We start from the raw sequence: 21,127 nt of genomic DNA on the forward strand, positions 1-21,127 counted from the left end.
ACGGGCATCTCACCAGGGCAGGAACGCGTGCACGTCCTTGCCGTCCGCACGCACCACCACGCTGACCTGGTCGCACAGCGTGTGGATCAGATACCAGCCGATACCGCCGCCACCGCCCTTACCGGGCTGGAAGGGCCGTGGCGCCGGTGGAGTGGTGCTCGTGTCGCTGAGCGTCACATGGACACCGTCGATCGCCCTGCGCATCGTCAGCTCGAACGGCCCCGGGGCGTACTGGATGGTGTTGGCGGCGAGCTCGCTGACGACCAGCAGGATGTCGTCCCGGTACTCGGGCGCCGCCGGCGGTGAGGACCGCGCCAGCGTGGTCAGGAACTCCTCCGCGCGCAGGCGGGCTCTCGTCACATCGCCGAATCCCCCGTCAAACCTGACCTCCCGGTCCTCGATCTCTTCGGAAGACGGTTTGCCGCCCCCACGCGATTCGGTCGCCATCACACCTTCTTCGGCCCGTCCGCCCGTCGGCCGCGGTGACTCGTCGTGCTGCTTCTCGTGCTGCTTCCACTCCGCTGGTTCCCAGCCAGAGCGCGGCTACGCGTCCGAAATTGGTCGCAGCGGCGGGGCACCACGGACGAGAGCGACGACAGAGCCTGCCGTGCCGACCGGATCGCGGGTCAGCCGGCGTACACCCGGCCTTGCTTCACCACGTAGTGCGTGGGCTCCGAGCAGCCGATGGAAGGGGTGATCAGCAGGCTCACGGTGAGCGGCGCGGGCTCCGTGCTCGCGGTGGAGAACTCGCAGACGGCCCCACTGCCCGTCAGCGGGTACCAGAACCATCCGTCGACGTCTCCCACGGTGACCCGGTCGGACTCCTTCCAGGCGCCACCGCTCTGGGTGTAGACCTGCAGCCGCACCGAGGCGGCGTACTGGTCCTCGGCCGACCGCAGGGCGGTCAGGGTGACCTTGTAGTCGCTGCCGAGGACGGACGAGGCGATCTGCCGCGTCTGCGGTGCCGCGGTGTCGGCGTTGGACGCTCCGGCACCCGCCGCACCGAGGACGGCCACCATCAGGAGGGTGACGACTGCGGTCACGGCGCGACGCATGCGGTTGTGGTTGCGGTTGCGGTTGCGGTTGCGGTGCTGGTTGCGGACCAGGCTCATATGTTCCCCCGTGGAACGAGATGTACCGGAAGGTCGGATTGGTTCGTACGGTGGTTGAGACCAGTCACATGCCTGAAGGGTTGTACGGCGGCGCACACCGCTGCCGCGCCCACCGCGAGGAGCGAGGCACACGAGTAGAGACGAGACGCATCGTCTTGCTATAGTGGGCGCGTGACTTTCTACTACTTCCGCTGAGTCCGGGCACGGCCGACGCCGCCGTCTCCGCCGCCCGAAGACACCTCGCACCCAGGGAAAGTCGCATGCGCGCACGCGCCCATACCACCGCGCCCACTGCCGTGGCGCAGCTGTCCGTCAAGGACGTCACCAAGTCCTACGGCACCCGGACCGTCCTCGACCAGGTCTCCTTCACCGTCCGCCCGGGCGAGAAGGCCGCCGTCATCGGCGAGAACGGCTCCGGCAAGTCCACCCTGCTGCGGCTGCTGGCCGCCGCCGAGGTGCCGGACGCCGGGGAGCTCACCGTCAGCTTCCCCGGCGGCCTCGGACACCTCGCCCAGACGCTCGACCTCGACCCGGACTGCACCGTGCAGGACGCCGTCGACCTCGCCCTCGCCGAACTGCGCGACCTGGAGCGCCGGTTGCGGACGGCGGAGGAGCGGCTCGGCGAGGCGTCGGGGGACGAACTCGCCGCGTACGGTGAGCTGCTGATCGCGTACCAGGAACGCGGCGGATACGAGGCGGACGCCCGCGTCGACGCCGCGATGCACGGGCTCGGACTCGCCTGGATCACCCGCGACCGCGTGCTCGGCACGCTCTCCGGCGGCGAACAGTCACGGCTCGCGCTCGCCTGTGTGCTGGCCGCCGCCCCCGAGCTGCTGCTGCTCGACGAGCCGACGAACCACCTCGACGCGGCGGGCGTGCGCTGGCTCGAGGAGCACCTGCGCGCGCACCGCGGCACCGTCGTCGCGGTCACCCACGACCGCGGCTTCCTGGAGCGCATCGCCACCACGATCCTGGAGGTGGACCGGGATGCGCGCGCGGTGCACCGGTACGGCGACGGCTGGGCCGGCTACCGCACCGCGAAGGCCGCCGCCCGACGCCGCGCGGAGCAGGAACACGCGGCCTGGCTCGAGGAGGTGGCCCGCGCCGAGGAACTGCTCGACGCCGCCGGGAGGAAGCTGGCCACCACCGGCAGGGACCCGCGCCAGGGCTTCGGCAAGCACCGCCGCTCGCACGAGGCGAAGCTCGGCGGGCAGGTACGCGCGGTCCGTGAACAGCTGGCCCACCTGCAGCGCAACCCGGTGGCGGCGCCGCCGGAACCGCTGCGGTTCACGGCGGCGCTGCCGACGTCAGGCGGCGAGCAGCCTGTCGAGTGCCCCCTCGCCGAACTCGACGGCGTAGCGGTCGGCGAGCGGCTGCGCCTGGACGGGCTGCTCGCGATCGCGCCCGGGCAGCGGCTGCTGGTCACGGGCGAGAACGGGGCGGGCAAGACGACGCTGCTGCGCGTCCTGGCGGGCGACCTCGAGCCGGATGCGGGCGCGGTACGCCGCCCCGCCCGGATCGGGTACCTGGCGCAGGAGCTGCCCGCTCACTCGACACGGCTGCCTCTGCTCGCCGCCTTCGCGGCCGGGCGGCCCGGGCTGCCGGAGGAGTACGCCGAAAACCTGCTGGCGCTCGGCCTGTTCCGCGAGGAGGACCTGCACGTCCCGGTCGCGGCGCTGTCCGCGGGGCAGCAGCGGCGGCTGCAGATAGCGAACCTCGTCACCCGGCCCGCGGACCTCCTCGTGCTCGACGAGCCGACGAACCACATCGCGCTCGACCTGGTCGAGGACCTGGAGGCGGCTCTGACGGCATACCCGGGCGCGGTGGTCGCGGTCTCGCACGACCGCAGCTTCCGCGAGCAGTTCCCGGGGAAACGGCTGGAGCTGCGCGCAGGTCGCAGGTGCTGAGCCGCCGCGGGGGTGCGCCCTGGCTGAACGAGAGCCTCGCCCAGTACGCCGACACGCGTACCGCATGCATCCGGATGTGCGGCGGGGCGTGCATCGCGTTGCCTGGTCAGTCCGGCGAGAAGCGGCGCCGTACGTCGGGCGGCGAGGACCGGAATGAAGTCCTTGCCCTGCTCCGTGAGCAGGTATTCGTGACTGCGTCAGTGCTCAGTCGGCGATGATGCGGCGGCCGGCTCTGCCCACTCCCCCGCCGAGAGGGCGAGCAGCGCTTCGATCTCCTGCGGGTCGGGCAACGGGCCGTGGTCTCCCGTCACTTGAAGGGCGGAGGCGGCGGTGATGTGGCCGAGTCGCAGGGCGCCGGTCGTGGTCGCGCCCCTCAGCAGGCCCGCGAGGAAGCCGGCCGCGAAGGCGTCACCGGCGCCGACGGCCTCCACCACGGTCGTGCGGGGCGCCGGCACCGTGACTACGCCCTCGTCGGTGAACGCGGTCGCGGCGTTCGCTCCGTCCTTGACGACGAGGATGTGGGGGCGCGGGAGTCGAGCCCGGATGCCTGCCGGCGTCAGTTCCTCGCCCCACAGGTCCTGTGCTTCGTCCAGGCCGACGAACACGATGTCCGCCCGGTCGGCCAGTTCGCGCAGCACGGCCGGGGCCGACCCGTCCGGCCACAGGGCGGCGCGGTGGTTCACGTCGAAGCTCACCGCGTACGGGCGGGCGCCGGGCTCGGCGGCCAGTGCCCGAGCCACCAGGTGGCGGCACGACTCGGACAGCGCCGGTGTGATCCCGGTCAGGTGCAGCAGCGAGGCCGTACGCGCGGGCTGACCGTCCAGCACCTCGGGGCCCAGGGCGGAGGCGGCCGAACCGCGTCGGTAGTAGTGCACGCGAGTCCCGGCGGGGCCCGGGTCCTTCACCAGCAGGCCGGTTGGGCGATGCGGGTCGGTGCGTACGTGCGACACGTCGACGCCGGCAGCGGCGACCGTGGCACGGACGCGGTGCCCCAAGGGGTCGTCGCCGAGTGCCGACAACCAGGCGGCCGGGATGCCGTGGTCGGCCAGGTACATGGCGACGTTCGACTCGGCTCCGGCAACCGAGAGTCGCAGGTGCGCCGCGTTCGGCAGCGGGCCGGGTGGGTCGGGGGCCAGGGCCGCCATCGTCTCGCCGATGCAGACGACCGGACCGGAGGCTGGACGCCATGGGCCCCTCATGCCGGATGCCCGTGCGGCGGTCGTGTCGGATGCTTGGGCGGCGGTCATGCTGGCCCCCCCCCGGTGACCGCCGGCCTTGCCGGCCCCCCGGTGGTCGCTGGATGCCGGGCGGTGTCGAGTCGGCAGGCGGGCACTGCGGTCACCGCGTTGCCTCTCCTGCGACGGCAAGGAACGTGCGGGCGCGCTCCCTGAGGGCGGCGATGCTGCCGCCGTCGGCGGCGTCGCCGACGAGGGGGGAGCCGACGCCGACCGCGATCGCACCGGCCACGAGGCAGGCGCGGGCGGCGGCCTCGTCGATTCCGCCCACCGGGACGAACGGTGCGTCGGGGAACGGGCCGCGCAGGGCCTTGAGATAGGCCGCTCCCCCGGCCTGGGCGATCGGGAAGACCTTCAGCGCGGCCACGCCCAGGGCGCGGGCGGCGATGACCTCGGTCGGGGTCAGCACGCCGGCGAGGACCGGCATGCCCAGCTCCTGTGCCGCGCCGACGCCGTCACCCAGCCCCGGGGTGACCGCGAAGTCGGCTCCGGCGCGGTGCGCGGCGCGGGCGTCCTCGGCGGTCAGCACGGTGCCGGCACCGAGGGGACGGTCCGGGCCGAGGGCCTGGCGGGCGCGTTCGATGACGCAGAGGGCCTCCGGGGAGGCGAGTGACACCTCGATCAGTTCGATGCCCTCCTCGGCCAAAGCCAGCACGGTGCGCAGCGCGGCGTCGGGGTCGTCGCCCCGCACGATCGCGACCAGGCGGTGAGTGGCCAGCGCGGCTGCCAGGTCCACGGACGGTGCTCCTTCTGTGCGGGGGTGGACGAGGTCGAAGACGCGGCCCTCCGTCCGCCGGGCCGAGCAACTCGAGCAGAACGTCGTGGCGTTGGAGAACCTCTCCACTTTATCGACGAGGAGTCGCCCGAGATATTCAGCCGGTGGATTGGTATGGACCTGATACGTCGCCATGGCTAAGCTCTGCCCGACCCTGAATGAGAGCGCTCTCAGATTGCGGTTGTTCCACCCCACCTTACGGGAACGACGAAGGGCAACTCCCTTGAGACGCATCAGACTCAAGTACACCGGACTCGCCGTGCTGCTCGTCCTCGGCAGCTGGACCGCAGGCGGAACCACCTCGGCCGCAGCGACCGACTCCCCCACGGTGACCGATACCGAACCCGCCTCCCCCGGACTGCTGCAGGCGATGCAGCGAGACCTCGGCCTGTCCGAACAGCGGGCCAAGGCGCGGCTGGCGGCAGAGCGCACCGCCATGGGCCTCACACCGAAGGCACGCAAGGCAGCCGGATCCGCCTACGGCGGCTCGTGGTTCGACGCGGAGAGCGAGCGGCTCACCGTGGCCGTCACGTCGGACGCCGCGCCCGCGACCGTCCGGGAGATCCGGTCCGCCGGCGCGACCGTGCGCACCGTCGCGCACAGTGCCCGCGAACTCGACGCGGCCAAAGCGCGCATCGACCGCCTCCCCGCACCAGCGGGCGTGAGCAGTTGGCACGTCGACCCGGCGGCCAACGCGGTCGTCGTGAACGTCGTCCGCGACAGGCGGGCCGACAACGATGTCCGGCGATTCGCCTCCCGCGCCCTGGCGACCGGACCCGTCACGGTCGAGACGGTCTCCGCCGCCCCGCGCACCTTCGCGGCGGGAACGGTCGGCGGCGACCCCTACTACACGGGCAACGTCCGCTGCTCCATAGGTTTCTCGGTGCACGGCGGCTTCATCACCGCAGGGCACTGCGGCGGCCAGGGGGCCGGTGTCAGGGGCTGGGACGGCAGCTACGTCGGAACGTTCCAGGGCTCCTCGTTCCCGGACAACGACTACGCCTGGGTGAGCGTCGGCGGCGGCTGGTGGACCGTGCCGGTGGTCCTAGGCTGGGGCACGGTGCCCGACCGCCTCGTACGCGGCTCGGCCGAGGCACCCGTGGGCTCGTCCATATGCCGGTCCGGCTCCACGACGCACTGGCACTGCGGCACCGTGCTGGCCAGGAACGAGACCGTCAACTACAGCCAGGGCGCGGTGCACCAGATGACGAAGACCAGCGTCTGCGCCGAACCCGGCGACTCCGGAGGCTCCTTCATCAGCGGTGACCAGGCCCAAGGGGTCACCTCAGGAGGCTGGGGCAACTGCTCCGGCGGCGGGGAGACCTGGTTCCAGCCCGTCAACGAGATCCTCGGCCGCTACGGGTTGACCCTGCACACGGCTTGATTCAGGGCGGGAGGGGCGGTCCCTGGCGGTGGCCGACCGGATCGCTCCTCTCGGACCGTACGAGCGCGCGAGCGCCGCCGAGCGACCCATGCCCGTGACGCACGAGCCGCCGCGCGTCCGGCGGTGGCCGTGCGGCAGGATGAGCACCATGAGCGTAGTCAAGATCAACGTACTGACCGTCCCCGCCGAGCAGCGCGAGACGCTGGAGAAGCGCTTCGCCTCCCGTGCGCATGCCGTGGAGAGCTCCGACGGGTTCGAGTGGTTCGAACTGCTGCGGCCGGTCGAAGGCACCGACACCTACCTCGTGTACACGCGCTGGCGTGACGAGGAGTCCTTCCAGGCCTGGATGGAGGGCCCCATGAAGACGGCCCACCAGGGCGGCGGCGCGGAAGGCGGCGAACGCCCCAAGCCGGCGGCCAGCGGGTCCACGCTGTGGTCCTTCGAGGTCGTGCAGCAGGCCGGGCCGAAGGGCGATAGCGAGTAGCGAGTAGCGGTCACCGGCGGGGGTGACACCCCCGCCGCGCCGTCACCGTTCCCCGGTCGCGCGCCGGGGCTCAGCGGCTGGTACCCGCTCCCGCGAAGGCGGCTTGTCACAGCCCGATGCCAGAATGCGGGGATGTCGTCCTCGCACAGCCTCCCCGGTTCCCCTGACGGACGTCTTCGGGCCCGGCTGGTGAAACTGGTCGAAGGCATCGAACCCTGGGATGACCTGGAGCGGACCCACTTGAGCACGGCCGGCGAGTGGCTGGCCGGCGGCGCACCGGTGTACCGGATCCGGAAGCCTGACGTCCCGAAGACGCACCTCGTGAGCTACTTCGTCGTTCTGGACGACAAGCGCGGGGAACTGCTGCTCGTCGCGCACCGCAAAGCCGGCCTGTGGCTGCCGCCGGGAGGGCATGTGGAGCAGGATGAGGACCCGTGGGCCGCGGTTGTGCGCGAGTGTCGGGAAGAGCTGGGTATCCCGGCGGTCGCTTCGGACATCACGGGCGAGCGGCCCCTGTTCCTCACCGTCACCCGGACCCGGGGACAAGGGGAACACACGGACGTCTCGCTCTGGTACGTCATCAGCGCGGACGCAGGAACCCTCACCTCCTGTGACGAGGAGGAGTTCACGGCGATCCGATGGCTGACTTTCGACCAGGTGCTCGCGCAGACGCTCGACTCGATGGATCCGCACATGCACCGCTTCACCCGCAAGCTGCTGCAGGCCCGGGCTTCATGACCTCGGCGGTGTGCCGGTGCTCGCGGGCTTGTGGTGGTGCGCTCGGGCGACCATGGCCGCCAGGACGAAGGTGACGCTGATCAGCAAGGACCAGGCGCCGAACTTCTCCACTCCCACGGGCTGCCAGCCGTCGAGTTGGTACGGGTAGCGCCAGGCGCCCAGGTAGGTGGCGAGGTTCTCCGCGACCCAGAGGAAGAAGCCGATCAGGACGAACGAGAGCGCGAGGGGCATCCGTCGGCGTGCGCCGCGCACCGTGTAGCGCACCGAGGTGCCCGCGGTGACGGCCAGGAGCAGTGCGGCCAGGAGCCAGCGGGCGTCGGGAAGCCAGTGGTGGCTGAAGAAGTTGACGTAGATGGCCGCGGCGACCACGGCCGTCGAACGCGGGCGGTATCGGACCAGCTCCAGGTCGAACAGGCGCCAGGCGCGGCAGACGTAGCTGCCGACAGCGGCGTAGAGGAACCCTCCGTACAGCGGCACGCCCGCGAACTTCAGTACGGCCGGTTCCGGATAGCTCCACGAGCCGAGGGACACCTTCACGATCTCGAAGGCCAGGCCGATGACGTGGCAGACGGCGATGACGGCGACGTCCCGCCCGTTCTCCCAGCCGCGCAGCCAGAACAGCAGCGTCAGCAGCACCCCGTAGGCGACGAGCAGGTCGTAGCGGGCCACGGGCAGGCCGGGCAGCAGGGTGGATGCCGCCACGCCGGACATCAGCGCGATGGCGAAGGCGCAGGACCGCGTCTGTATCAGCGCGAAGTCGAGCAGCTGGCGCAACGATGCCGCCAGGGGACCTGTGATGCTTGTGGTGACCATGATCCCGAAGACGAACCTGCGGCTTCCTCGGTTGCCCCCGGTCTCGGCACTGGCTGTGCCGGGGCCGGGCCGCCCCACCGCTTTGCGCCGGTCAGTACCAGTTCGTGTTCGCCAGGACGTGACCGTCGCATGCCAGCAGGGCGCGCGAGACACGGCCGTTGAGGTTGTTGCCGATCTTCGAGTAGGCGTAGTTGATACCCGAGTCGACGGTCTCGGAGACCCAGCCGTCGGCGCGCCCCGCCCCGGAGTTCGAGCGCTCCAGTACGGCGGCGCAGTTGGCGCGGGAGTTCTCGATACGGGCGAAGGATCCGCACTTGTCGGAGTAGAAGTACTTCAGCGCCATCCCTTCGGCCGTCTTGGTCGGGCCGACCTGGCGGAAGGTCCCGGAACAACTGGAGACGGTGGGGTACTGGCCTTCGTACGCGTAGGCCCCGTAGTTGCCGCCCGCATACGGCGCGGCCTCGGCAGCGAACGGTGTGAGCGCCATCATCACGGCGGCGCCTCCTGTGACCAGCAGGGTCGGGAGCGATCGGCGGCGCATGCGAGCCCTCTTTTCGTGGGTCGGTGGGGTCCTGGTCGTAGCGGCGCCGCCGGCCGTATTACAGCCTCGCGCCGCTCGTCGTCAGGACAGTAGGCCGCCGCACCGCAGGGGCGGTACCTGAGAAGTCTCAGGGTCCTCGCGACCTCACGTTTCCCTAGGGTTCTCAGCACCGGCCAGGTGCCGGGCAAGTCGAAAGTCACCCGTCGGAACAGGGGGAACCCGTCATGTCCACCCGTACCTTCGCCCGGGCCGCACTCGTCGGTGCCGGTGCGCTCGCCCTGCTCGGGCCGCTCACCGCGGCGACCGCGGTCGCGGCCTCCGACGCGGACGGGGGCGGGGCCCGCATCATGGCCGCGCCGTACGCCGTCGTGCCGTACGAGACGGTCAACGTCCGCTCCGGACCGGCGCGTTCGTACGACAAGGTCGGCAGCGTCGCGGCGAACCAGCCGCGTGGCGCGTACTGCTGGGTGCACGGCGAGACCATCAGCGACAACGGCTACACCAACAACGTGTGGGTCAAGCTCGTCGAGGGTTACGTGAGCGCCGTCTACCTCAAGGGCAACGAGTACGGCGATCTGCCCGCCTCCGCGACCTGCTGAACCGCCTTCGATCCCGGCGACAGGAGAGGGGAGAGGGCGCGCCGTCGCCGAAAATCCGTTGCGGCTGCGCTCCCCTCCCTCGGACCCTGAGCCCATGTCCTACATCCTTCGTCCCGCCTGCCTCACCGACGCGGCCGCCGTCACCGAACTGCTCAACGAGGTCGACCTCATCGAGATCGGCCGGCCCGAGACCGACCTGCACGCCGTCGAGGCCGATCTGAAGCGGACCGACGTCGCTCTGGAGCGCGACTCCTGGCTGGTCTTCCTCGGCGACCGGCTGGTGGCGTACGGCCTGCTGTGGGACGAGTCGGGGGGCGAGCGCGTCGACGTCGACCACTACGTGCTGCCCGACCACCAGCGGGCCGGGGAGCTGATTCTGGACGCGATGGAGGCCCGGGCCCTGGACAAGGCCCGCGAGAACGGTGCGGCCAGGGCGGTGGTGCATCTGCACCTCAACACGGAGCCCACGCTCGACACGGGGCTGATCGAGGCGCGGGGCTGGTACCCCGTACGGCGCTATCACGTGCTGCAACGGCCGCTGGATGCGGCCGTGGACGTCGTGCCGGAGATGCCGTCCGGCGTACGGCTGCGGTCGTGCGCCGACGAAGCGGACCGTGCGCGCGTCCATGCGCTGTACCAGGCGAGCTTCGCCGAGCACTTCGACTTCCAGCCGCGCACCTACGACCAGTGGCTGGGAGACGTCGACGCCGACGTGCTCGACTGGTCCTTGGTGTGGATCGTCGGTACCGAGGAGCTGGGGGACGCCGGGTTCCTGCTCGCCCGCGACGACCGGGAGGCGATGGGCTGGATCCGGAGCATCGGCGTGGCGCGAGAGGCCCGCGGTCTGGGTCTCGGCGGCCTACTGCTGCGGCAGGCGTTCGCCGCGTTCGCCGCGCGCGGGCGGGAGACGGTGGGGCTCGGCGTGGACACCGCCAACGCCACGGGGGCTCCCGCTCTGTACGCCCGGCACGGGATGGCCGTCCACTACGCCGTCGACACCTGGGAGGCGGTCCTGAAGTGACCGGGAGGCCACGGCGCCAGCAGGCCTGTGCCCGCGGCGTCAGTGGCACACGGGCCCCGGTGCGCAACACCGGGGCCGGCTGGGACCGGTCGGTCAGCGGGCCCCGAGGCCCTGATGGGCGCTGCTTCTTCGAGCGTTGTTGTACAGGCGCAGCAGGTGCTTCGCGACCGCGCACGGCGCCGAGTCGGCGTGGCACTGCCGGCAGGTCTGCATGTGGTGTTCGTAGTCGGTACGTGTCTGCTGCAGGGCATCGTCTTGAGACGGCATCGAGGTCCTCGGAGTCGACGACGGAGGGGGGTGGAGGCGGCGGGGCGGGTACCGAAGGGACCGCGCGGCGCACCTGACAGAGAAGTTGATCATGTTACTTGTGGTAGGGGGAAGTCGCGGCTCCGGTTCGACCCACGAGCGCGCTGGAAAACGCTTGGACTTCGCGGCAGCTGACGCGGGACACTGCGTACTCACGCCGTAACTCCACGTAATCACAGGGGTGGGATGGGAACGCCTGAATCGCACAGGGTCCTGCCGGGCAAACGCTCGGTGCTTCTCGCGCTTCGTTACTACGGACGGGAATTGGCCCGTCTACGGTGGCTGACGGCACCGGCGATGCTGCTGTCGGCGCTCGGCAACATCGGGATCAACTACATCGCGCCGCTGATCGTCGCCAAGCTCGTCGGCGACATCGCGGGCGACACGCACGTCACACTCGCCTCGACGCTGCCGTACGTCCTCGGCTTCGTCGGCGTTCTCCTGCTCGCGGAGACGTTGTGGCGCATCGCTCTGCACTGCCTGAACCGCCTCGACGCCCTGGGCATCGAGCACCTGTACGTGATCGGGATGGACGAGCTGTTCGCCAAGGACGCGGCGTTCTTCCACGACAACTTCGCCGGTTCGCTCACCAAGCGCGTCCTGAGCTTCGCCTCCCGTTTCGAGCAGTTCGTCGACACGCTGACCTTCCAGATCGTGGGCAGTTTCGTGCCGCTGGCGTTCGGGGCGGTGGTGCTGTGGCGCTACGAACCGCTGCTGGTGGTCGGGCTGCTGGCGATGATCGCGGTGACGGCGCTGTGTGTGGTGCCCCTCATCCGGCGCCGCCAGGCGCTCGTCGACGAGCGTGAGGAGGCGATCGCCCGGGTGTCGGGCCACGTCGCCGACAGCCTGATGAACATGGACACGGTGCGGGCGTTCGCCGCCGAGGGGCGCGAGGCCGCCGAGCACCGCTCGCGTGTGGCGGTGTCGCGGGCGCTCACCCTGCGGTCGTGGGACTACGGCAATCTGCGCATCGACACCCTGGTCGCACCGATGTCGGTGCTGACCAACGCGCTGGGCCTGCTGCTCGCGGTCACGCTCGGCGGGGGCGAGCACGGTGTGGAGGCGGTCGTGGTCGCGTTCACCTACTACACCAACGCGACGCGGATCATGTTCGAGTTCAACCAGATCTACCGCCGGCTGGAGAGCTCGATGACGGAGGCCGCGCAGTTCACCGAGCTGCTGCTGACCCCGCCCACCGTGCTCGACCCGCCGGCGCCGGCGCCGCTGCCGCCCGGGGCCGCCGACGTCCGCTTCGAGCAGGTGACCTTCGCCCACGCCGGCGGCCGGTCACTGTTCGAGGGCCTCGACCTGGCCGTGCCCGCCGGGACGAAGGTCGGCCTCGTGGGCCGGTCCGGTGGCGGCAAGACCACGCTCACCCGGCTGCTGTTACGGATGACGGACATCGACGGCGGCCGGATCCTGATCGGCGGTCAGGACATCAGCAGGCTGCGCCAGGCCGACCTGCGCGGTCTGATCGCCTATGTGCCGCAGGACCCGGCAATGTTCCACCGCACGCTGCGGGACAACATCGCGTTCGCCCGGCCGGACGCCACCGATGCCGAGATCCGCCGCGCGGCCGAGGCGGCCCACGTCACGGAGTTCGCCGACGCACTGCCGAACGGCTTCGACACCATGGTGGGCGAGCGTGGCATCAAGCTGTCCGGCGGTCAGCGCCAGCGGGTCGCCCTCGCCCGGGCGATCCTGCGTGACGCGCCGATCCTGCTGCTCGACGAGGCGACCAGCGCTCTCGACTCCGAGAGCGAGATCCTCGTCCAGGAGGCGCTGTGGCGGCTCATGGACGGGCGGACGGCGCTCGTGGTGGCGCACCGGTTGAGCACCGTCGCCACCATGGACCAACTCGTCGTCCTCGACCGCGGGCGGATCGTCGAGCAGGGCACCCACCACGAACTGCTCGCGGCGGAGGGCGCCTACGCCAAGCTCTGGGAGCACCAGTCGGGCGGCTTCCTCGACGACAACCCTGCGCGGGTCGAGTTGCCCTGAACCGGAGACCCGGCGAACGGCGAGCGACCGCCTACGGCAGCGCATGGCGCAGGACGCGCCGCGCCCCCACATCGGGGTGTACTGCCGCCACAGCGGCCCGGTGACGTACGGCAGTCCGTGCCGGGCGCAGATCTCCCGCACCCCGGGGGCGCCTCGGCGTAGCGGTTGCCGGGCAGGTCCGGGATGCGTCAGCCGCCCCAGTGGGCGGGCGGTCGGACAGCGTGCAGGGCGGCGGCGATCGCCATGAGATCCATGCACGACACCCCTGCTGTCGCCCGGCCCGGCCGCACGTCGGTCGTCAGTCGGGCCGTTGGGTGCGGTTTTCGTGAGCGAGGCCGTCCGGGCGGGCGGCCGTGCGTGGGCCGAGGGGAAGCACCAGAGCCCGCAGCACCACAGGCGCCGACGGCCGCAGGACCATGGGATCCGGCGGCCGACGGATCGCGCCGATGTCCTGCCACCCCCACGACTGGAAGGTGTCCCAGGCCGGAGCGTCGGCTTGGTCGACCAGCGTCGCCCCGAGGGAGGCGTGGTGGTCGGCGAGCAGTCGTTCCTGGAGCCTGCGGGCGAGGCCGTGGTCGTCCGTGTGGGGATGCACCACGATCTCGGTGATCGCGAAGACGTGGCCGGACGCGGTGAGCTGTTCGACGCTGTGTGGAAGGGTCCCGTCGAACCCGTTCCACCACGTCCCCTCGCGCGGTACGGGGAACCCGTAGGCGCACCCGGCGAAGGCACTGTCCTCCGCGATCAGCAGGGCGAATCCTGCCCGCCGGATGTTACCGGTGAGCCGCCGCAGAAACGCCTCCCGGCCTCGGTACCCCTGGCCTGCCTGTGCACGGGAGGACTCCACGTACAGATCGGCCAGGTCCTCCCGCAGGGTCTCGGCCTGCCAGCGGTTCAGCCGGCGCAGGCGGAACGCGTGGGCGGGAGTCGGTGTGCTTCCCTCAACCCCTGGCGGCTCCCGGCGGAGCGGGGCCGTCACGGCGCACCGCCCGCGGCAGCGGGAACGCGAGGTGATGGCGGTCGAACGGCGTGGAGCTCGTGGAACAGGAAGCCGCACCCGGTGATCTCGATGATGCGGGCCATGGCCGGCGGCGGACAGTGCAGGTGGAGGGTCATTCCGGCCTCGGTGGCGAGACGGGATGCCGTGATGAAGGCGTTGAGTCCGCTGGCGTCGCAGAAGGTGACCGCCGTGAGATCGACGTCGGCGGTGAGGATGCCGTCGCGCATGCATGCGGCCAGTGCGGCGCGCACGAGCGGGGCGGTGGCGAGGTCGATCTCTCCTGCGAGGGTGATCAGCGCGCGCGTGGTGTGGTCGTGCCGGTGGACGTTCAGTTGTGGAAGGGGCATGGCTCCTCGGTTCGACATACGAAGTACCCGTCGCAGAGTGCCGCGTGGCGGGGCCGGGTCCGGCCCTCGCGACATGCCGCCGATTCGGGAGGGGAGGTACGCGGTGACGTGTGGACGGACGGTCCGGGCTTTGTGCCTTCCCCAGGCTCGGGGACCACAGGACACGTTGAAGACCCCGGCCTGTCATGTGCGGTGCTGCGGCCGGGGTCCCGGGCTGCGGGCGGTGCTGTCAGTGCGGGCGGCGCTGTCGGTTCGGCGGGCTCGGTCGGTCGGGCCCGTCGTCACGATGGTCGCGGCGGCCCGCGGTGCCGCTCGCTCTCGCCCGGCCGTGGCTCTTCCGCGGAGCCGACGGGGCCGGGCCCGGGACAGGCATCCCGTAGCGGCCGTAGTGGAAGGCGGCGACGCGGTCACTGTGCTGCGAGTTGAGCAGGTGGATGAGAAGCACCCCGAAGGCGATCATCGCAAGGACCACGATCACGGTCAGGAACGTCATCACGGTCCTCACCTCCCCATCGGCGGATGCGGCATCGCGGCCCGGTCGCCCTCGTACACCGTCCGCAGCCGCGCCTCTCGTATCGCATGGGCCGCTGGAACCAGCAACAGCAGTTCGTGCGGGTCCTGCTCGGACAGGAACCAGCCCACCTTCACCACATGCCCGGCGACGGGCACCCTGCGCGCAACGACCGGCCAGTGGGTGGGATTCACCGTGACCCGGGTGATCCGCCCCCACAGCGGATCCAGTACGGCGGTCAGGGAGGGGAGTTCCGCCCCGAGATCGCGGGAGCGGGGCCACCATGCGCCGTCCAGCAGAGCCGGTGCGGGACCGGCGGGAGCCAGCGACAGACGGAGAGAGGACGAGGAGAACGAGCGGTCATCGGCTTCGACTGCCGGCGGGAGGGAAATGGTCGCAGTCATGACGCGGACCCTGCCCCGGGCCGACCGCAACCGGCCCGGAATATTCAATCGCCGAAAACGACACGAGCCTGGAAGCCGGTGCGCGAATTATCCTCGGTTACTTCAGCCTACTCTCCGGATACGCCCGATGGGCCTTACGGCCAACGGAGAAACGTCCCGTCACACGGGATCGCCCGCGGCAGCCGCCATGAGCGGTTCCGCGGCCGCCTCGCTGGTATCGGGAGGCACGACCAGCAGGTCCCAGCGCCCCCGGCCGGGGGCGAGCAGGACGATCGTGTGCGGGGCGGATGCCGCCACGGTCCTGCGCAGTCGCACGACCTGGTTGGAGACGAGCATCCGGCCGGGCACCGCGGACCACGTCGCCCCGTGGACGGTGACGCTGGTGATGTGACCCCACGTGCGCGGCAACCCGGCGAGCAGCCGGGGGAGTTCGGCGAGCAGGTCGTACGAACGGGGCCACCACGCTCCGTCGATGGGCCGGGGCATGCCGCCGTGGGGAGCCAGGCGCAGGCGTAGGAGGGGGTGTGAGGGGGGCGGGGATTGCAGTGCGGTGGTCATGAAAGCTCCTGGTGACAGCCGTGCGGCGGAGGATGCGGGAGGCGTGTGGCCGGTGTCAGGCGCGGCGGGCCGCGACCCGCTCCGCCGTCGGCCAGCGCACGTCGTGCACCCAGCCGAGGCGTTCGAGGAGGCGGATCACGGCGGCGGAGGGGTCGAGCTGGCCGCGGTCGACGCCGTGGCGGGCGCTGGTGGGGTCGGCGTGGTGGAGGTTGTGCCAGCTCTCGCCGAACGAGAGCAGGGCGAGGGGCCACAGATTGGTGGCCCGGTCGTGGCGCCGGGTGCGGAACGGACGCTCACCGATCATGTGACAGAGCGAGTTCACGCTCCAGGTGACGTGGTGCAGCAGCGCGATGCGCACAAGTCCCGCCCACAGCAGGGCACTCACGCCGTACAGCCACGTGCCGCCGATGGCCCAGCCCACCGCGAACGGCAGGGCGAGCGTGAGGACGCACAGCGCCGGGAAGGCACGGGCGACGGCACGGATGTCGCGGTCGGCCAGCAGGTCGGGGGCGTAACGCTCCGGCGGCGTACGGTCGTTGCGGAACAGCCAGCCGACGTGCGCGTGGAGCAGACCGCGCAACTGGCCGCGCAGATGCGTGCCGTAGCGGTACGGGGAGTGCGGGTCGCCGGGCCGGTCGGTGAAGGCGTGATGGCGGCGATGGGTGGCGACCCAGCCGATGACATCGCCCTGGAAACTCATCGACCCTGCCACCGCGAGCGCGATGCGCACGGGACGGACGGCCCGGTAGCCGCCGTGGGTGAGGCCACGGTGGAATCCGACCGTCACGCCGAGGCCCGTGATCGTGTAGAGGACGAGGGCGATCACGATGTCGGCGGGATGGATGAGACTCCCCCACAGGAGCCAGCCGGCGAGACCGATCGCCACGAACGGCAGGACGACGATCACCGCCGTCACCATGACGTACAGCCGCTCCCCGCCGTCGCGCGCGAGTGCCGGGCCGTCCGGCGGGAAGGGGGACGTCCCGTCGTAGCCCTGGGGCGGCGGGGCGGGGTCCGACGGTGTGACCGTCGCGGACGTGGTCGGACTGAGTGGCATACGTGGCTCCTCGGCCTGGATGCGGATGGCGCGGCCGGGGTCACGGGCTGCCCATGTGAGGACGGGTGGCGTGCTGTGGAAGCACGTGGTCCGGTGAACTCCGGAACACGAGACGACGGTCCGGAACCGGTCCGAATTCCGGCATACGAAAAGTCCTCGGCCCGTCCACCGTACTCCCGCCGTGCTGCCGTCGGGGGCCGGCCGGTCGTCCGGCTCAAGGGTTTCTGCCTCACGGACCGCCTGACAGCGAGGTCTGCACAGGTAGTTGCCCTCGGTGATGATCACGGGGATCGCGCGTGGCACCGGCAGGGCCGAGTGGATGGACTCCTCGATCCCGCGGCCGAAGTCAGCCTGGCCAGGGGCGACTTGCCCGCGCCCGGTGCGCCGGTGATGCCGGGGATCCGCCGCCCACCCCGGCCGGCGAGGGCGCCACGCGGGCTTCCTGCGCTGCGCGTCCGTCAGGGCGGTCCAACCATAAAGTCAGGAAAAATATCTCGCAAGATGTGTTAACAACGGCGCAGTGTCCTGCTAATAATTCCGCCATCGATATCGGCGCCCACACCCCAGGGCCGCATCCACACCCCGCCTCCCCTCCCCCGCCGAGCCTCAGCCGAGGCCCCGGCGAACCCCGATGAGCGGCTGCTCCCGACGAGCGGCACCGCCGCGGGAGCCCCCTACGCCGTTTCCCGACCCACCCGCACGAGAGGTCCCCCGTCATGCGATCGACCAGATACGCCCTCATCGCCGGCGCCGCCGCCGGCGCCCTGCTCGCCACCGCCTGTTCCGGAGCGGGAGCAGGCGGATCCTCGGGCGGCGGCAAGAGCATCAACGTGCTGATGGTGGGCAACCCGCAGATGGAGGACATCGCGAAGCTCACGAAGGACAACTTCACCAAGGACACCGGGATCAAGGTGAACTTCACGATCCTTCCGGAGAACGAGCTGCGCGACAAAGTCACCCAGGACATCGCCACCCAGGCCGGTCAGTACGACGTGGCCACCATCGGCGCCTACGAGGTACCCATCTGGGAGAAGAACGGCTGGCTGCACGATCTCGGCACCTACGCCGACAGGGATGCGAGCTTCGACAAGGCCGACCTGCTCAAGCCGATGGTGCAGTCGATGTCCGGCTCGGACGGCAAGCTCTACGCCCTGCCGTTCTATGGCGAGTCCTCCTTCCTCATGTACAACAAGGACGTCATGAAGGCGAAGGGCATCACCGTGCCCGAGCGCCCGACCTGGCAGCAGATAGCCGACATCGCGGCCAAGGTCGACGGCGCGGAGCCCGGGATGCGGGGCATCTGCCTGCGCGGTCTGGCCGGTTGGGGCGAGCTGGGGGCTCCGCTGACGAGCGTGGTCAACACCTTCGGGGGCACCTGGTTCACCAAGGACTGGAAGGCCCAGGTCGACAGCCCGGAATTCAAGAAGGCGACCAACTTCTACGTCGACCTGGTCCGCGAGCACGGTGAGGCGGGCGCGGCGCAGGCCGGCTTCACCGAGTGCCTCAACGCCATGAGCCAGAAGAAGGTCGCGATGTGGTACGACGCGACCAGCGCGGCCGGGTCGCTGGAGGACTCCAGCTCCAGCAAGATCGCCGGTCATGTCGGCTACGCGTACGCGCCGACCGTCGAGACGGACAGCAGTGGCTGGCTGTGGGCCTGGTCGTGGGCCATGCCGAAGACCACGAAGAACGCCGACGCCGCCTCGAAGTTCATGCTGTGGGCCTCCAGCAAGGAGTACGAGAAGCTGGTCGGCGAGAAGCTCGGCTGGGCGCGCGTCCCGGCCGGCAAGCGGGCCAGCACGTACGAGATCCCGCAGTACCAGAAGGCCGCCGGTTCGTTCGGTGACATCACGCTGAAGTCCATCGAGGCGGCCGACCCGGCCAACCCGGGTGTCCAGCCCAGGCCGACCGTGGGCATCCAGTACGTGGCCATCCCCGAGTTCCAGGACCTGGGCACCAAGGTCACCCAGGAGATCTCCGCCGCCATCGCCGGCAAGACCAGCGTGGACAAGGCGCTGAACGACGGCCAGAAGCTCGCCGAGGACGTCGCCAAGAACTACCAGTGACCGTCACCGCCCGGCCGGCCTCGGCGCCGGCCGGGCGTCGCTTCCCCCTACCCGGCCGTCACTGGCGGAGGAAAGTCCATGACCACGCTCACCGCCCCCCTCAAGACAGCACCCCCACCCGCCCGTACCCACAAGTCCTCGGGCATCAGCAAGTGGAAGCGCCGCATCCCCCTGCTGCCGGCGCTGATCTTCACCATCGTCGTCACGCAGCTGCCCTTCGTGGCCACGCTCGTGATCTCCACCTTCCAGTGGAACATCCTCAAGCCGGGCGACCGGCACTTCGTCGGCCTGTCCAACTTCACGTTCGTCTTCACCGACGAACGGCTGCGCACGGCGGTGCTCAACACCGTCGTACTCACCGCGTCGGTGGTCATGATCAGCGTGCTCCTCGGCCTCGGGCTGGCGATGCTGCTCGACCGCCGGTTCGTGGGCCGCGGCTTGGCGCGCACCCTGCTCATCGCGCCGTTCCTGGTGATGCCGGTCGCGGCGGCGCTGCTGTGGAAGCACGCCATCTACAACCCCGACTACGGCCTTCTCAACGGCACCCTCAACGCCGTCTACCAGTTCTTCGGCGCCGACCACGGCCCCACCATCGACTGGATCTCGTCGTACCCCATGCCCGCCGTCGTGGTGTCGCTGGTCTGGCAGTGGACCCCGTTCATGATGCTGATCCTGCTGGCCGGGCTGCAGGCGCAGCCCGGTGACGTCCTGGAGGCGGCCCGCATGGACGGGGCGTCGGCCATGGCGACCTTCCGCTTCATCACGCTGCCGCATCTGCGCCAGTACATCGAGCTGGGCGTGCTGCTCGGCACGATCTACGTCGTGCAGACCTTCGACGCGGTCTACACCATCACCCAGGGCGGCCCCGGCTCCCAGACCACCAACCTGCCCTACGAGATCTACCTGACCATGTTCCGCAAGTACGAGTACGGCCAGGCGGCCGCCGCCGGTGTCGTCGTCGTACTCGGCTCGATCGTGATCGCGACCTTCGCGCTGCGCACCATCGCGTCGCTGTTCCGCGAGGAGGTATCCCGATGACTCACGCAGCAGCCGTCGCCCCCGGGGCAAGGCTCAACAAGCTCCTCCGACGACGCGACGACCACGGCGGTGCGCCACGGCTGTCGCCGCTTTGGACCTTCGTCGCCTGGCTCGCCACGCTGGTGTTCTTCGCGCCCGTGGCGTGGATGGTGCTCACTTCCTTCCACCAGGAGGCGGACGCGGCGACCAACCCGCCGGCCCCCTTCGCCCCCTTCACCTTCGACCAGTACAAGCTGCTGTTCAGCCGGGACATCACCCCGTTCCTCCTCAACTCGGCCATGGCCAGCGTCATTTCGACGCTTCTGGTGCTCGCCCTGGCGGTGCCGGCGGCGTACGCGCTGTCCATCAAGCCGGTCAAGAAGTGGACCGACGTGATGTTCTTCTTCCTGTCCACCAAGTTCCTGCCCGCCATCGCGGCCCTGCTGCCGGTCTACCTGATCGTCCAAGAGGTCGGGATGCTGGACAACGTGTGGACGCTGATCGTCCTCTACACCGCCATGAATCTGCCGATCGCGGTGTGGATGATGCGCTCGTTCCTCGCCGAGGTCCCCAAGGAGATCCTGGAGGCGGCCGAGGTCGACGGCGCCAACCTCCTCACCGTGCTGTGGCGGGTCGTGGCACCCGTCGCCATGCCGGGACTCGCCGCCACCTCGCTGATCTGCTTCATCTTCAGCTGGAACGAGTTCATGTTCGCCGTCAACCTCACCGCGACGAACGCGTCGACCGCACCGGTCTTCCTCGTCGGCTTCATCACCAACGAGGGCCTGTTCCTCGCCCGGCTGTGCGCGGCGGCCACGCTGGTCTCCCTGCCCGTCCTCATTGCCGGATTCGCCGCCCAGGACAAGCTCGTTCGCGGCCTCTCCCTGGGAGCCGTTAAGTGAGAGCAGCCGTCCAGCTCGCCAAGGCCACCGGCGCCGCGAGCGTCGACGTCGTCGTCGTCGTCGACATGAACGCGGAACGCCTGGCCACGGCACGGCAGTTGGGCTGTTCCGCCGTTGCCACATCCGCCGACGAGCTCGAACGACCGCCCTACGGCTGGGATCTGGTCGTCGACGCCACCGGCAACGCCAAGGCCAAGGCCAAGGCCATCCAGGATGCCCTCGGCCGGGTCGGCAAAGGCGGCACCTACCTGCAGTTCGGCGTCGAACGCGCCGCGGACCTCTTCGCCACCGGCGTCATCGACCCGGACGTCTTCATCAGCGACCGCCTCCCGCCGGCCGTGTTCCCGGA

General features: G+C 70.5%; 22 protein-coding genes and 2 pseudogenes. 11 read left to right on the plus strand and 13 right to left on the minus strand.

The window, feature by feature from the left end; translation table 11 throughout:
• Positions 1 to 9: 9 nt before the first annotated feature.
• A complete protein-coding gene (locus PBV52_RS00435) occupies positions 10 to 447 on the minus strand; it encodes an ATP-binding protein (RefSeq protein WP_274236226.1) in 438 nt (145 codons plus the stop codon).
• A gap of 179 nt (positions 448 to 626) precedes the next feature.
• Entirely contained in the window at positions 627 to 1,055 is a 429-nt protein-coding gene (locus tag PBV52_RS00440; RefSeq protein WP_373921996.1) for a hypothetical protein, read from the minus strand.
• A gap of 317 nt (positions 1,056 to 1,372) precedes the next feature.
• Here PBV52_RS00440 and abc-f point away from each other — a divergent pair, with 317 nt between their 5' ends.
• A complete protein-coding gene (gene abc-f / locus PBV52_RS00445) occupies positions 1,373 to 3,019 on the plus strand; it encodes a ribosomal protection-like ABC-F family protein (protein ID WP_274236227.1) in 1,647 nt (548 codons plus the stop codon).
• A gap of 197 nt (positions 3,020 to 3,216) precedes the next feature.
• On the opposite strand, the gene PBV52_RS00450 is transcribed toward abc-f, so the two are convergent.
• On the minus strand, positions 3,217 to 4,218 hold the full coding sequence (locus PBV52_RS00450; protein ID WP_274249192.1) for a sugar kinase: 1,002 nt from the start codon (positions 4,216 to 4,218) through the stop codon (positions 3,217 to 3,219).
• Positions 4,219 to 4,357: 139 nt separating this feature from the next.
• Positions 4,358 to 4,990, minus strand: a complete 633-nt coding sequence (locus tag PBV52_RS00455) for a bifunctional 4-hydroxy-2-oxoglutarate aldolase/2-dehydro-3-deoxy-phosphogluconate aldolase (RefSeq protein WP_274236228.1) — start codon at positions 4,988 to 4,990, stop codon at positions 4,358 to 4,360.
• Between the two features lie 262 nt (positions 4,991 to 5,252).
• Here PBV52_RS00455 and PBV52_RS00460 point away from each other — a divergent pair, with 262 nt between their 5' ends.
• From PBV52_RS00460 to PBV52_RS00470, 3 genes are all read left to right on the plus strand, one after another.
• On the plus strand, positions 5,253 to 6,413 hold the full coding sequence (locus PBV52_RS00460) for a S1 family peptidase (RefSeq protein ID WP_274236229.1): 1,161 nt from the start codon (positions 5,253 to 5,255) through the stop codon (positions 6,411 to 6,413).
• A gap of 148 nt (positions 6,414 to 6,561) precedes the next feature.
• On the plus strand, positions 6,562 to 6,897 hold the full coding sequence (locus PBV52_RS00465; protein ID WP_274236230.1) for an antibiotic biosynthesis monooxygenase: 336 nt from the start codon (positions 6,562 to 6,564) through the stop codon (positions 6,895 to 6,897).
• Positions 6,898 to 7,029: 132 nt separating this feature from the next.
• Entirely contained in the window at positions 7,030 to 7,635 is a 606-nt protein-coding gene (locus PBV52_RS00470; RefSeq protein WP_274236231.1) for an NUDIX hydrolase, read from the plus strand.
• Here the strand turns inward: PBV52_RS00470 and PBV52_RS00475 are convergent.
• Positions 7,630 to 8,448, minus strand: a complete 819-nt coding sequence (locus PBV52_RS00475) for a DUF817 domain-containing protein (RefSeq protein ID WP_274236232.1) — start codon at positions 8,446 to 8,448, stop codon at positions 7,630 to 7,632. The genes PBV52_RS00470 and PBV52_RS00475 overlap by 6 nt on opposite strands.
• 91 nt (positions 8,449 to 8,539) lie before the next feature.
• Positions 8,540 to 8,989, minus strand: a complete 450-nt coding sequence (locus PBV52_RS00480; protein WP_274236233.1) for a hypothetical protein — start codon at positions 8,987 to 8,989, stop codon at positions 8,540 to 8,542.
• 224 nt (positions 8,990 to 9,213) lie between these two features.
• On the opposite strand from PBV52_RS00480, the gene PBV52_RS00485 reads away from it, so the two are divergent.
• Positions 9,214 to 9,588, plus strand: a complete 375-nt coding sequence (locus PBV52_RS00485) for an SH3 domain-containing protein (RefSeq protein ID WP_274236234.1) — start codon at positions 9,214 to 9,216, stop codon at positions 9,586 to 9,588.
• Positions 9,589 to 9,682: 94 nt separating this feature from the next.
• Positions 9,683 to 10,609 (plus strand): GNAT family N-acetyltransferase, encoded by a 927-nt coding sequence (locus PBV52_RS00490; protein ID WP_274236235.1) that lies wholly within the window; start codon positions 9,683 to 9,685, stop codon positions 10,607 to 10,609.
• Positions 10,610 to 10,702: 93 nt separating this feature from the next.
• On the opposite strand, the gene PBV52_RS00495 is transcribed toward PBV52_RS00490, so the two are convergent.
• Positions 10,703 to 10,876: a hypothetical protein gene (locus PBV52_RS00495; protein ID WP_274236236.1), complete on the minus strand. Its 174-nt coding sequence runs from the start codon at positions 10,874 to 10,876 to the stop codon at positions 10,703 to 10,705.
• A 225-nt stretch (positions 10,877 to 11,101) separates the two neighbouring features.
• On the opposite strand from PBV52_RS00495, the gene PBV52_RS00500 reads away from it, so the two are divergent.
• Positions 11,102 to 12,916, plus strand: coding sequence for an ABC transporter ATP-binding protein (locus PBV52_RS00500; protein WP_274236237.1), 1,815 nt, complete (start codon positions 11,102 to 11,104; stop codon positions 12,914 to 12,916).
• Between the two features lie 298 nt (positions 12,917 to 13,214).
• Here the strand turns inward: PBV52_RS00500 and PBV52_RS00505 are convergent, their stop codons facing one another.
• The 6 genes and pseudogenes from PBV52_RS00505 to PBV52_RS00530 form a co-directional block, all read right to left on the minus strand.
• Positions 13,215 to 13,895, minus strand: coding sequence for a hypothetical protein (locus PBV52_RS00505; protein WP_274236238.1), 681 nt, complete (start codon positions 13,893 to 13,895; stop codon positions 13,215 to 13,217).
• Entirely contained in the window at positions 13,892 to 14,263 is a 372-nt protein-coding gene (locus tag PBV52_RS00510; protein ID WP_274236240.1) for an STAS domain-containing protein, read from the minus strand. The genes PBV52_RS00505 and PBV52_RS00510 overlap by 4 nt, the downstream gene beginning before the upstream one ends.
• A 229-nt stretch (positions 14,264 to 14,492) precedes the next feature.
• Positions 14,493 to 14,756 carry a hypothetical protein gene (locus PBV52_RS00515; RefSeq protein ID WP_274236241.1) on the minus strand — a complete coding sequence of 88 codons (264 nt, stop codon included), beginning with the start codon at positions 14,754 to 14,756 and terminating at the stop codon, positions 14,493 to 14,495.
• Between the two features lie 101 nt (positions 14,757 to 14,857).
• A pseudogene (locus tag PBV52_RS00520) lies at positions 14,858 to 15,178 on the minus strand (DUF5994 family protein); the annotation flags it as partial.
• Between the two features lie 159 nt (positions 15,179 to 15,337).
• Positions 15,338 to 15,736, minus strand: a complete 399-nt coding sequence (locus PBV52_RS00525) for a DUF5994 family protein (protein ID WP_274236243.1) — start codon at positions 15,734 to 15,736, stop codon at positions 15,338 to 15,340.
• 55 nt (positions 15,737 to 15,791) lie between these two features.
• Complete coding sequence (locus tag PBV52_RS00530; protein WP_274236245.1) at positions 15,792 to 16,793, minus strand: acyl-CoA desaturase; 1,002 nt, start codon at positions 16,791 to 16,793, stop codon at positions 15,792 to 15,794.
• Positions 16,794 to 17,509: 716 nt separating this feature from the next.
• On the opposite strand from PBV52_RS00530, the gene PBV52_RS00535 reads away from it, so the two are divergent.
• From PBV52_RS00535 to PBV52_RS51550, 4 genes and pseudogenes are all read left to right on the plus strand, one after another.
• Entirely contained in the window at positions 17,510 to 18,859 is a 1,350-nt protein-coding gene (locus PBV52_RS00535; protein WP_274236246.1) for a sugar ABC transporter substrate-binding protein, read from the plus strand.
• A gap of 78 nt (positions 18,860 to 18,937) precedes the next feature.
• Positions 18,938 to 19,897, plus strand: coding sequence for a carbohydrate ABC transporter permease (locus tag PBV52_RS00540; protein WP_274236248.1), 960 nt, complete (start codon positions 18,938 to 18,940; stop codon positions 19,895 to 19,897).
• Entirely contained in the window at positions 19,894 to 20,778 is an 885-nt protein-coding gene (locus PBV52_RS00545; protein ID WP_274236249.1) for a carbohydrate ABC transporter permease, read from the plus strand. The genes PBV52_RS00540 and PBV52_RS00545 overlap by 4 nt, the downstream gene beginning before the upstream one ends.
• A pseudogene (locus PBV52_RS51550) lies at positions 20,775 to 20,984 on the plus strand (zinc-binding dehydrogenase); the annotation flags it as partial. The gene PBV52_RS00545 and the pseudogene PBV52_RS51550, both read left to right, overlap by 4 nt.
• Positions 20,985 to 21,127 lie beyond the last annotated feature (143 nt).

This window comes from Streptomyces sp. T12 (genome assembly GCF_028736035.1).
Classification (GTDB): Bacteria; Actinomycetota; Actinomycetes; order Streptomycetales; family Streptomycetaceae; genus Streptomyces.